Below are 12,718 nucleotides of genomic sequence, written 5' to 3' on the forward strand. Positions count from 1 at the left end.
AATATCAGTATCATTTGCACGGCATGCTGCGCAAGCCTTTAAGAACAGCGCTTTCCTCTGGTTTTCTGCATAAATCCGCCCATTTCAGCGCATTACATTGCATAAGTATTTGTTATAAAAAATATTTAACACATTCAGTTTCTATAAATACAGCAAATGAATTATTTCATTTCAAAGTTTCATTTGATTGAATTTCATTCAGTTTAATCAATGCGTGATCTGCCCCCCAAATAGTAAACAAAGCTCATAAAGCCCCTATTCTTAACGGTTATTTGACATATATTTAACAAGTTAAAGGAGAAAAAAAGCCATGAGCCAAATACATAAACACCCTATTCCCGCAGAGATTGCGGAACATTGCCTGATGAATCCGCAACAGTACCAGGTGAACTACCAACAATCCATCACCAACCCAGATGCCTTCTGGGGCGAGCAGGGCAAAATCCTCGACTGGATTAAGCCCTATACGCAGGTAAAAAATACCTCTTTCGCGCCGGGAAACATCTCCATCAAATGGTATGAAGATGGCACCCTGAACCTCGCGGCCAACTGTCTCGACCGCCACCTGCACGAGCGCGGCGACCAGACCGCGATTATCTGGGAAGGCGACGACGCCAGCCAGAGTAAAAACATCACTTATCGCCAGCTCCATCGCGATGTTTGCCGTTTTGCCAACGTATTGCTCGATCTGGGCATTAAAAAAGGCGATGTCGTTGCTATCTATATGCCGATGGTGCCGGAAGCCGCCGTGGCCATGCTGGCCTGCGCGCGCATCGGCGCCATCCACTCGGTAATCTTCGGCGGCTTTTCGCCGGAAGCGGTTGCCGGACGCATTATCGACTCCAGCGCTCGCCTGGTGATCACCTCTGACGAAGGATTACGCGCCGGTCGCGCCATCCCGCTGAAGAAAAACGTCGACGATGCGCTGAAAAATCCGCACGTCACCAGCATCGAGCACGTGGTGGTCCTCAAGCGCACCGGCGGCAAAATCGACTGGCAGGAAGGTCGCGATCTGTGGTGGAGCGATCTGATTGAAAAAGCGGATGACCAGCATGAAGCGGTGGAAATGAACGCCGAAGACCCGCTCTTTATCCTCTATACCTCCGGTTCGACCGGCAAGCCGAAAGGCGTACTGCACACCACCGGCGGCTACCTGGTGTATGCGGCGACCACCTTCAAATACGTCTTTGATTACCATCCGGGCGATATCTACTGGTGCACCGCCGATGTGGGCTGGGTCACCGGTCACAGCTACCTGCTGTACGGCCCGCTGGCCTGCGGCGCCACCACGCTGATGTTTGAAGGCGTGCCAAACTGGCCGACCCCGGCGCGCATGTGCCAGGTGGTGGACAAACATCAGGTCAATATTCTCTACACCGCGCCGACGGCGATCCGCGCGCTGATGGCGGAAGGCGACAAAGCTATCGAAGGTACCGATCGTTCTTCACTGCGCATTCTCGGCTCGGTCGGCGAGCCGATTAACCCGGAAGCCTGGGAGTGGTACTGGAAGAAGATCGGCAACGAGAAGTGCCCGGTGATGGACACCTGGTGGCAGACCGAAACCGGCGGCTTCATGATAACCCCGCTGCCGGGCGCCACCGAACTGAAAGCCGGTTCCGCCACGCGTCCATTCTTTGGCGTCCAGCCGGTACTGGTGGACAACGAAGGGACGCCGCTGGAAGGCGCGACCGAGGGCAATCTGGCGATTGCCGACTCCTGGCCTGGCCAGGCGCGTACCCTGTTTGGCGATCATGAGCGCTTCGAGCAGACCTATTTCTCAACCTTTAAAAATATGTACTTTAGCGGCGACGGCGCCCGTCGCGACGAAGATGGTTACTACTGGATCACCGGTCGCGTCGATGACGTACTGAACGTCTCCGGCCACCGTCTGGGCACCGCGGAAATTGAATCCGCGCTGGTCTCGCATCCGAAAATCGCCGAAGCGGCGGTGGTTGGTATTCCGCATAATATCAAAGGCCAGGCCATCTACGCTTACGTGACGCTGAATCACGGCGAAGAGCCGACGCCGGAACTGTATGCCGAAGTACGTAACTGGGTGCGCAAAGAGATTGGCCCGCTGGCGACGCCGGATGTACTGCACTGGACCGACTCGTTGCCGAAAACCCGCTCCGGCAAAATCATGCGCCGTATTCTGCGTAAGATTGCCGCTGGCGATACCAGTAATCTCGGGGATACCTCGACGCTGGCCGATCCGGGCGTAGTGGACAAACTGCTCGAAGAGAAGCAGGCCATTGCGATGCCTTCTTAACACGATACCTACCCCCCTCTCCCTCTCTGGAGGGAGAGGTTAAAAACATAAACTCCCCCCAAGGATTCTGTTCAGCAGGAAAGCGGTAAACCAGCGGCTACTCGACGTAATAACGTCGGGCGGGTCACTGTTGCCGACGGATAGCCGATGGATGACATAAGGGTTACCTCTGGAGACGCTAAGATGAATGAACAAATTTGTCAGCGGATAGAAAATAGTGCGCATTTCAGGGAGTTAGTTGCATCACGGCAACGGTTTGCCGCCATTCTGTCAGTCATTATGTTGGTCATTTACGTAGGCTTTATTTTGCTTATCGCCTTCGCGCCCGGCTGGCTTGGGACGCCGCTGCATGAAGGCACCAGCGTCACCCGCGGCATCCCTATTGGTATCGGCGTCATTATCATCTCCTTCGTTCTGACCGGCATTTACGTCTGGCGGGCAAACGGCGAATACGACAAGTTGACCAAAAGCGTGATTAGCGAGGTGCAAGCATCATGAAAAAAGTCCTGACGGCGCTTGCCGCCACGCTCCCTTTCGCCGCCAACGCCGCCGATGCCATTACCGGCGCGGTGCAGCGTCAGCCGACCAACTGGCAGGCGATTATCATGTTCGTGATTTTCGTCGCCCTGACGCTGTATATCACTTACTGGGCGTCAAAACGCGTGCGTTCGCGCAGCGATTACTACACCGCGGGCGGCAATATCACCGGTTTCCAGAACGGTCTGGCGATCGCCGGCGACTTTATGTCCGCGGCCTCGTTTCTCGGCATTTCCGCGCTGGTGTACACTTCCGGCTACGACGGTTTGATCTACTCGCTCGGCTTCCTTGTCGGCTGGCCGATTATCCTGTTCCTGATCGCCGAACGCCTGCGTAACCTCGGTCGCTACACCTTTGCCGACGTAGCCTCTTATCGCCTGAAGCAGGGGCCGATTCGCACTCTCTCCGCCTGCGGTTCGCTGGTGGTGGTGGCGCTGTATCTGATTGCGCAGATGGTTGGCGCCGGCAAACTCATCCAGTTGCTGTTCGGCCTCAACTACCACGTTGCGGTGGTGCTTGTCGGCGTGCTGATGGTGTTGTACGTGCTGTTTGGCGGCATGCTCGCCACCACCTGGGTGCAGATTATCAAAGCGGTCCTGCTACTGTTCGGCGCCAGCTTTATGGCCTTTATGGTGATGAAGCACGTTGGTTTCAGCTTCAATAATCTGTTCACTGAAGCGATGGCGGTGCACCCGAAAGGGGTGGCGATCATGAGCCCCGGCGGGCTAGTGAAAGACCCGATATCGGCGCTATCGCTCGGTCTCGGCTTGATGTTCGGTACCGCGGGCCTGCCCCATATTCTGATGCGTTTCTTCACCGTCAGCGACGCCAAAGAAGCGCGTAAGAGCGTGTTCTACGCCACCGGTTTTATGGGTTACTTCTATATCCTGACCTTTATCATCGGCTTCGGCGCGATCATGCTGGTGGGGGCGAATCCGGCGTTTAAAGATGCGGCAGGACAGCTCATCGGCGGCAACAACATGGCGGCGGTGCATCTGGCGGATGCCGTCGGCGGTAACCTGTTCCTCGGCTTTATCTCGGCGGTGGCGTTCGCCACGATTCTGGCGGTGGTCGCCGGACTGACGCTGGCGGGGGCATCGGCGGTCTCTCACGATCTTTACGCTAACGTGTTCCGCAAAGGCGCGACCGAACGTCAGGAGCTGAAGGTATCGAAAATTACCGTGCTGATCCTCGGCGTGGTAGCGATTCTGCTGGGGATTTTGTTCGAAAACCAGAATATCGCCTTCATGGTCGGCCTGGCGTTCTCTATCGCCGCCAGCTGTAACTTCCCGATTATCCTGCTGTCGATGTACTGGTCGAAGCTGACCACCCGCGGCGCGATGATCGGCGGCTGGCTCGGCCTGCTGACCGCGGTAATTTTAATGATCCTTGGCCCGACCATTTGGGTACAGATCCTCGGTCACGAGAAAGCCGTCTTCCCGTATGAATACCCGGCGCTATTCTCCATCGCCATCGCGTTCATCGGCATCTGGCTATTCTCGATTACCGATAACTCCGCAGAAGGGATGCGCGAGCGCGAGCAGTTCCGCGCCCAGTTTATCCGTTCACAAACCGGTATCGGTATCGAACGCGGCCAGGCGCACTAATGGTATCGGCCTCTTCCTCGCGCTGAGGAAGAGGCTATATTTTAGTTATAGGTAAAGGTTATCACCCCGCTCGCATTTGCCGATCCCGCCGTCACCGTCTCCGCTGTTTTGTAATAATTGGTGGTAAACATGAGCGACTGCATAGCATATGCGCCGCCGGGGAAATCAGGATTGGTAAAAATGGTATAGCCAGCATCCGCGCCGTTATTGGTCACCGTCGTGCGGCTTGAAGAATATAAGCTGATATCCGTATTCAGCGGCAGCGCATTGTCCTTCAGATTAAGCTGTACGCCAACGCCGGTGGCAGCATTACCATCCGCAGTTAAGGCCATCACCGTATGGTTCGGGTTATCGCCGCTCGCTTCCGCAGCCGTCACCCGCATTACAACGTTAGTCCCCGGCTCACAGGAGAGCGTCACCGATTGAGTTGCAGAGCCGGCTTTCCCCGCGGAATTGAATGCCGAAGCGCTTACCGTCCCCATCGCGAAATTCAATCCTGAGCTACTGACCATGCAACCCATCGGGGTGAGCTGAATAGTCGTGGTGCCGCTAATATGCAGCTGGGAAATTACGATAGTACCTGAACTGTCTTTCGCAGAGACCGTCGCCACCGGATCGTTCAACGACAATTTACTATTTGTCGCTATTGGGCCGCCGGTCGCCACCAGCTGTAGCTGGTAAGCCGGTGAGTAATTGGTTGAAGCATAATAATCCAGTAAGCCGGAAGGTTTGCCAAGGTAGTAATTAACATCACCAATAAAATGCTGCTGATAATCGCTATTGAAATCGTCGCTATCACCATCATATTCGCCGGTAACGTTTAACCAAACTTTGACTCTCAACCCTACGCCTTGTAACGAGGTGGTATAGATATTATCGCCGATTAAATTTCCGGTGTTATTTGATGCCCACTGAAAGTTAGCATATATATCACCTTGACAGTTGAGTAGCGCGGCCTGCGAACGAGTTATCTTACCTGAGTCATATAATACTGTTCCGGCCGAGTAATTCCCGGCACTAAGTAAAATCTTCTCAGGCAAATTAGTCATCGATACATCGCCAGAATTCACCCCCTCACAAGCCCAACTCAACACAGGGAAAATCAGCAGCAACATTAATAAATATTTATTCATACCGTTCCTTGTATATCTGACTATTTATAGGTGACATCAAAGGTTACGGTAAACCCCACAATGCCAGCACTAATTTTTCCGTAGGGTGAATACATTCTGGCGATCATGTTAAATGTATGAGAGCCAGCACTATCATCAAACGTATAAACATACCGATCGTTTGGCCCTAACGACTCGTTATCCGCCTGACTAAGGAGCTGCATCCCAACGCCGCTGGCGCCATCGCTACCGGTTTGATTATTTTTATAAATTGAAGTATGGGTATCATCAAAATAGGAGCCACTGAAGGATAAGGTGACCGTAGAGGTTCCCGCGGAGCAGTTGCTAAACTCAAGCTTGACCGGCGTGCTTTCCCCACTGGATCCTGCTTTACCGGTTAACGTTTGATACGACACCGTGCCTAAATCAATGGTGGCAGAGGGTTTTATTGCAACGTCACAGGATGGTTCCTCAATATTGCCAGAAACGTTAAAATTGATCGTGCTTGAATCCTCATAGGCCAATGCTGGCGTCGAAATAACAAAAAGCGCACAGATTAAATAGCCAAATAAACAGATTAAGATACCGCCGATACATTTAACATCACCCATATTCAAACCTCATTCCTTTGAGCAACCATCTAAGTTAATGACACAGTGCTTGATAGAAAATAATCTCCTGATTTTTTTCCTTCACGGTCAAATCATAATCTGCACGGCATTGTTCATTTCGCCCCTCGCCCCATTTCACCAGCATGGTTCCTTTTTGCTGAAGCCCTGTCATATAAACCTGCCCGTCATCACCAACAATATTGCCGCGAATATCCTGGCGCCGTTGCGGCTGTTTTTCTAAAGTCACAATAGCGCCAAATGGCGCGACGCCGGTCGCCGTCTTTAAAGTGACCATGGCCTTCGCTCCAATATAGGTATCGTATTGCACTCTGACTATCGCGTTACGCGTCGGTACCACGTTTCTCACCACATTATCAACCTCCGCACCCGTAATCTGCTGTTCATCTAATGACAGGCTATTGACATGATATGGCCGAATATATGGCACGATAGCGTAACCTGAGGAATCGGTTGTGACATTGGTTTGTCCGCGGACCGCCACATCACTCACGCCAGGTGTTTCAATCAGAGCGGAACTCTCTCCGAGGAATCGGGAAAGGGTGAGTCCGCCCGCGTGAGCGATCATGCCTCCACGTAATGAATAGTTATAGTGATTGCTATAATGGTCATAGCCGTAGCCGGCGGAAATATCCCCTTTGGAACTCTGATAATCCACACCAATATTTCCGGAAGTGCTTTTATTACTGGCGTTATAACCTTGCTGAACATTCCAGTTAAGCGATCGATCCGCCAGCATCATGCCGTTCAATCCTACGCTGTGGGTGGTGTCGCTTGCACGGCCAGAACTCATGCTGTAATTAGACGAGAGCCTTTCGCCTATCGGTATAGACAGCGTTAACGACACAATAGTATCGCTGCCAGGTTTCGTCTCTCCATGACTTTCACTACTTTGTACGTTACGGTTATATGAATAGTTAATGAAATAAGAAACTTTTCCCAGCGAACCGCTATAGCCAATGCCCAATGAATCCATTCGCGAACTATCCCAGTAAGTTTCATTCACTAAGGAAAGCGACAGAGAACCATACCCAAACAGCGATTGCGATATTGAGGCATCAAAGCGCCCTTTTTTCCGACCAGTTAATGTACAACAATCCTGGTCATCTGAGGTCTTATCGATAAAATCCTGAAAGGAATAATATCCCGCAGTAGAATAGCGATAACCCGCCACCGAAAAATTAGTTCCCGTCTGCAAAAAGCTTTTACTAAAACGCAGGCGTAAGGATTGTCCCTTTTTTTGCGATAACGTAGAGCGGGCTTCGTTTTGCTTAATATTGACCAATGATTGAGAAGCATCAAACGACAACGCACCAATGCTCCCTAAATTAAAACCAGAACCCATTAATATATTAGTATATTTATCTTCAGCCTGCTGTAGTCCCGCATATAACGTAATATTACTTGAAACGCCGTATGCCACCGTCGACTGGACAAAATTATATTCTTTATCACCGGAACTGGAGGCACGCGTTTTTCCGCTACTAAAGGCATAGTCCAACTGCCCCTCGCGTTGCAAAATAGCCAACGAGGCATAAGGCACGACAAAATTTTGCTCGCTACCGTCGGACTCTTTAATATTAACGTTGAGATCGCCGGCGCTCCCGGTTGAATAAAGATCCTTAATCTCGAAAGCCCCGGGAGCAACCGTTGTTTTATAGATACTGTAGCCATTCTGATAAACAGTGACCTCGGCGGTGGTGCGCGCGATACCTTTAATCGTTGGCGCGAAGCCGTGAAGACTGTCCGGCAGCATTTCCTCATCCGAGCTCAACTGCAGGCCAGTAAAATTTATGCTGTCATAAATACCCGACGAGGTATAGGTATTACCCAGAATGAATTGGCTTTTCAGGATATGGATATCGCGCGCCAGATAGCTATACACCGATTGCCAGTGACTACCGTCATCGCCGTGATCAAACGTACTATAGTTGCGAAGACGCCACGGTCCCAGATTTATACCAGGCTGCAAACTCGCAAACTGGCTTTCGGTAGCGCTACCGCCATGCCGCGGCGTATTCCATTGCCCCGACAAACTATAGTTAAGCAAACCCGCGTTGATTCCTTGTTGCCACTGCTCCTCCGGAACATAGTCTCCAGGGCGATTGAGCAGCGCCGCCTGGGGCACGGAAAGTACCAGGCGCTGCTGCGGCAACGACACTGAATATTCAAGACCAGGGATCGCTGACAGAGAGGCACACTGCGTTGCCATATCCGCAAGCTGCGGATAGCGCGCGGTATTAATTGACCATGATTTTAGCAGTCCAACGCCAATGCAGGGTTGAACCCTGGTCTCTTGTTTATCCGTGTTTTCTTTAAATTCAATCACCTCGGTAGATATATATTTATCATTAATATAAATATCCAGATTATAGCTACCGGGTGGAATCGTATCCTGAGATAACCAGGATAAGTCCACGGCGGTAGCGCTACTTTCAGTCACTTCCAGTAAATGCGGGTTGAAGTATTCTCCGGCCTGCGCACCAAAACTTAGGGTAGTGGCGTATAGCAAGAATGCTACTCCGATATACCCTGGAGTATGAAATAGAGTAACGCTACTGTATGATTGCGGAATATTTTTTCCCTGCCATACCATAATCATTAATCACGCTCCATGTGATTTCTTTGTTCCTCGCAGAGGATAAAACATCTTTTGCCGGTATCTTTAACGTAGAAAATGGTGCTGCGAACCATATTCCAGATACATTCTTACCGTTAATCTTTATTTGTGAAAAATTCATATATAACGGTGAATTATTTGTTACGCTATAAAAGTTGCTATCGTGACGCCATTGTAATTTAGCAGCATAATTTTCTGGGATTTGTCCCTGCAGCTCTTTGGGACGATAAATAAGTTTAATTTTAGAATTAATAGCGAACTGCACCGTGTTCTTATCGGGCACATTATCCATTGCGGGTATGCCTTTAACATTTAGCCAAAGCATGGACTCCCGACTGGTTGGTAATGGCTTCCCAGAACGCACTATCCGGACAAAACCTTTCTCACCAGAATTTAAACGAAATAGCGGTGGCGTTATAATAAATGAGTCTTTTTCAGGTGATGAGGTATCAACGACAGAAAGCCAGGACTGGACAATATTAGTGGTATTATCTTTATTATCAACAGCCACTACCGTACTCTCTTTGGCGCCATCAAATATCACCCGAGTCGCGCCGACCACTACGCTCGCTTGCGCATTCGAAAGGGTTAGCAATAAGCTAATAAAAAATAAACGATATCTCATATACCCATAATAAAGGGGAATCTACATACCGCTCCCCTTTCTCCATATAAAATTAATTAATAGTAAGTCACGTTATAAGTCACGGTCGTTTTAACTGCCCCTTTCGTTGGATCAGAAGCGCCTGACTTGACCATTTTCACGGTAAATGGAATAGTCGCAGCCCCTGATGAAATATCCACATCGGCGCCTTCTTCATTATTTTTCAGCAAATTACCTGCGTTATCAAAGATGGCGACCGCAACGCCAGAAGCTGCAGAAGTTGAGGCCTGGTTTTTGAAGTAATCACTGTTCGCAGCATCTGCCTCGCCACCGAAGGTAACGCGGGCGATAGCGTTGCCACCCTCTTCAGTAGCAGGACAGTTAGCCAGGGAAAATGAAAAATTCTTCGCAGCACCATAGGTATTCGCTTTCAAATCCGCCACTGAAGTGGTACCCATTTCGATAGACGTCACCCCCCCATCAATTGTTGCGGTACAGGTGGTATCAGAAACGGTACCGTTGAAAGTAATCGTATTCGATGCAGCTTGCGCATAGGTCGACAGCATGCAGGAGGCAGAAATTGCCAGCGCGCTGAACACATATTTCTTACTGATTTTCATATGAATTCCCATATCCATTGTAAACGACAATCAATCCGTCAATTGCTTGATGCAGGTATATTAAAGAATGGAATTCAAAATTAGCGCCGTCAGATTTTTATAAAAACAACATGCAATGTTTTATAAATAATTTAAAATTGACCAGGCAATCGCTTATTGAATCCATTCAATAATAGCATCCCGCATAAAAATAATATCTTGAGAAAAATATTTTTCAATAAGTATTGCTAACATCATCCATTAGAATGAATTAATCACCTATTATAAAAACAAACCAAATACACATATTATCAGCATGTTATGCATTCATATAATTCACAGCACAAATTAATAATTGTTTAATCATTATTAAATTCATTAAATAACCCGTCATTTAGAAATATATTTTTACAAATTAAATGACATAAGATCTTTCCAAACAGCATTCAACAAAAACATCCCACAATGAAATTAAGAATATAACCTAAACACATTTCATACTAATTAAGATAAATAGCCTATGGATACGTAATATTTTACCGGGGTGAACTCAGCAGTCTTACCCGTTGTCCTTCGAGGTAAGACTGCGGAATCTTAAAATATCGCCCAACGAACTAGCGGCGCCGCCAGCACCATGACTACGCCGGAAAGCATCATCACCAGGCTGGCGACCACGCCCTCCTGCTGGCCCAGTTCATAGGATCGGGCTGTTCCGGCGCCGTGTGACGCCGCGCCGAACCCCGCCCCTTTCGCCATACCGGCGCGGATTGACAGGCGTAAGAACAGCACATCGCCAATCGCCATGCCAAATACCCCGGTGACCACCACAAAAAGCGCTACCAGGTCGGGCTGGCCACCGAGCGGTTTCGCCGCCGCCAGCGCAAACGGCGTGGTCACCGAGCGTACCGCCAGGCTACGCTGAATTTCGTCAGGCAGAGTGAAGAGACGCGCCAGCCAAACGGAAGTGGTAACGGCGACCACCGACGCCGTCACCACTCCCGCGGTCAATGACATCCAGTGACGCTTAATAATCGCCATGTTGTCATAGACCGGTACGGCAAAGGCGATGGTGGCCGGCCCCAATAACCATAATAGCCAGTGCGACTCGCCCATATAGCTCTGATAGGAGATATGACCAAAGACGAGGATCAGCACCAACAGTACCGGCGTCAGCACCAGCGGCATTAACGGCAGTTTATGGAAGCGGCGATAGAGACGCTTATTGGCGAAATAGAGCCCGAGGGTGACCGCCAGGCACAGCATGCTCAGGATAAAATCACTCATTTTTCAGCCTGCTCACTTCGTAGCGATACACCTTATCCACTACCCACGCCGTGGCGCCCAGTACCATAGTGGTGCTTAACGCGATGACGAGGAAGATGCGCCAGCCGTCCACCATCAGCAGTTGCGCATAATTAACGACGGCAACCACCGCCGGGACGAAAAACAGCAGCATCTCCGCCAGTAGCCAGCGCGCGCCTGCGCGCACCCAGTTGAGCGGTATCACCCGGCAGACGATAAGCATCAGCAGCATCAACATGCCGACAAGATTGGCAGGAAGCGGGAGATGTAGCCAATTAACCAGATATTCAGCGCAGACAAACAACCCGGCATAGAGCAGTACCTGAACCGGTACCTGAAGACGTTGCATCACGAAAGGCGCAACACGTGCTGGCGCGAAGGCCATGAGCGGAATTCCCTAAAAATAAGTCAGGGGTGCAGTATAGAGAGCCGCCCTTGTGGACAGAAATGAATTAAAATCATCACAGGTATAGTCTCAGGGAATAATCATGGATATACGTACGTTGCGGTATTTTGTCGAAGTCGTCCGCCAGCAAAGCTTTACCCGCGCGGCGGAGAAACTCTTCGTCACGCAACCCACCATCAGCAAGATGCTCAAAAATCTGGAAGATGAGCTCAACTGCACCCTGCTTATCCGTGATGGCCGCAAGCTGTTATTAACCGATACCGGCCGGGTAGTCTTCGAACGCGGGCAGGCGATACTCGGCGAATTCAGCCAGTTAAAAGCCGAACTCAGCGATATTAACCATCTGAATAAAGGCGTACTGCGCCTGGGGATCCCGCCGATGGTCGGCATGTTGATGGCTGAGCCCATCAGCCGCTTTCGCCTGCGTTATCCCGGCGTGGAGCTGAAAATTTCCGAGTTCGGCGGGTTGACGGTGCAGCAGGCGGTTAGCAACGGCGAACTCGACCTGGCGATGACCGCGCTACCGGTCGATGAGTCCAGCGGCCTGACCACGCTGTCACTCTTTAGCCACCCGCTCTGCGTCCTCGTGCCGAAGACAGCGCAGTGGCAGGATATCACCTCGATCTCGCCGCAAAAGCTGGCGCAGCATCCATTGGTTATCTACAACGAAGATTTCGCCCTCAGCCAACAGCTGATGCGCCTGTTTGCCGAGCGTGATGTCAAGCCGCGTATCGCCGTGCGCAGCGGTCAGTGGGATTTTCTGGCGGCAATGGTGCAGGCGGGCATTGGCGTGGCGATTTTGCCGGAGCCGATTTGCCAGCGTCTTGATGCCGAGGATTTTTATTGGATCCCGCTGGAGAGCGAATTACGTTGGGAATTAGGGATGATCTGGCGGGAAGGGGTGTATATGTCGCGCAGCGCCGAGGCGTGGCTGGAATGCAGTAAAGCGTTCTGGCTGGAGTAACTCCCCGGTCGCGCTAACGCTTACCGGGGCTACATATAGACTGTCGATACTGTTATCGGTTGGCAACTT

Annotated in this window: 11 protein-coding genes; 4 read left to right on the plus strand and 7 right to left on the minus strand. The window is 50.6% G+C overall.

Annotated elements, in window-relative coordinates; genetic code table 11:
• The first annotated feature begins 310 nt into the window (after positions 1-310).
• From acs to actP, 3 genes are all read left to right on the plus strand, one after another.
• Positions 311-2,269: an acetate--CoA ligase gene (gene acs, locus KGA69_RS04590; protein ID WP_015704069.1), complete on the plus strand. Its 1,959-nt coding sequence runs from the start codon at positions 311-313 to the stop codon at positions 2,267-2,269.
• 183 nt (positions 2,270-2,452) lie between these two features.
• Entirely contained in the window at positions 2,453-2,767 is a 315-nt protein-coding gene (locus KGA69_RS04595) for a DUF485 domain-containing protein (RefSeq protein ID WP_045398145.1), read from the plus strand.
• Positions 2,764-4,413: a cation/acetate symporter ActP gene (actP, locus tag KGA69_RS04600; protein WP_213292874.1), complete on the plus strand. Its 1,650-nt coding sequence runs from the start codon at positions 2,764-2,766 to the stop codon at positions 4,411-4,413. The genes KGA69_RS04595 and actP overlap by 4 nt, the downstream gene beginning before the upstream one ends.
• A 41-nt stretch (positions 4,414-4,454) precedes the next feature.
• Here the strand turns inward: actP and KGA69_RS04605 are convergent, their stop codons facing one another.
• From KGA69_RS04605 to KGA69_RS04635, 7 genes are all read right to left on the minus strand, one after another.
• A complete protein-coding gene (locus KGA69_RS04605; RefSeq protein WP_045398151.1) occupies positions 4,455-5,546 on the minus strand; it encodes a type 1 fimbrial protein in 1,092 nt (363 codons plus the stop codon).
• Between the two features lie 20 nt (positions 5,547-5,566).
• A complete protein-coding gene (locus KGA69_RS04610) occupies positions 5,567-6,136 on the minus strand; it encodes a fimbrial protein (protein WP_045398154.1) in 570 nt (189 codons plus the stop codon).
• 34 nt (positions 6,137-6,170) lie between these two features.
• Positions 6,171-8,756: a fimbria/pilus outer membrane usher protein gene (locus KGA69_RS04615; protein WP_213292875.1), complete on the minus strand. Its 2,586-nt coding sequence runs from the start codon at positions 8,754-8,756 to the stop codon at positions 6,171-6,173.
• Positions 8,710-9,399 (minus strand): fimbrial assembly chaperone, encoded by a 690-nt coding sequence (locus tag KGA69_RS04620; protein ID WP_045398160.1) that lies wholly within the window; start codon positions 9,397-9,399, stop codon positions 8,710-8,712. Before KGA69_RS04620 ends, KGA69_RS04615 begins: the two co-directional genes overlap by 47 nt.
• Positions 9,400-9,455: 56 nt before the next feature.
• Positions 9,456-10,016, minus strand: a complete 561-nt coding sequence (locus tag KGA69_RS04625; RefSeq protein ID WP_161801914.1) for a fimbrial protein — start codon at positions 10,014-10,016, stop codon at positions 9,456-9,458.
• A gap of 555 nt (positions 10,017-10,571) precedes the next feature.
• Positions 10,572-11,261, minus strand: coding sequence for an LrgB family protein (locus tag KGA69_RS04630; RefSeq protein ID WP_045398166.1), 690 nt, complete (start codon positions 11,259-11,261; stop codon positions 10,572-10,574).
• Positions 11,254-11,664: a CidA/LrgA family protein gene (locus KGA69_RS04635; RefSeq protein WP_045398169.1), complete on the minus strand. Its 411-nt coding sequence runs from the start codon at positions 11,662-11,664 to the stop codon at positions 11,254-11,256. The genes KGA69_RS04630 and KGA69_RS04635 overlap by 8 nt, the downstream gene beginning before the upstream one ends.
• A 103-nt stretch (positions 11,665-11,767) precedes the next feature.
• Here KGA69_RS04635 and KGA69_RS04640 point away from each other — a divergent pair, with 103 nt between their 5' ends.
• Positions 11,768-12,649, plus strand: coding sequence for a LysR family transcriptional regulator (locus KGA69_RS04640; RefSeq protein ID WP_045398172.1), 882 nt, complete (start codon positions 11,768-11,770; stop codon positions 12,647-12,649).
• Positions 12,650-12,718 lie beyond the last annotated feature (69 nt).

It is taken from the genome of Klebsiella sp. A52 (genome assembly GCF_018388785.1).
Classification (GTDB): Bacteria; Pseudomonadota; Gammaproteobacteria; order Enterobacterales; family Enterobacteriaceae; genus Klebsiella; species Klebsiella aerogenes.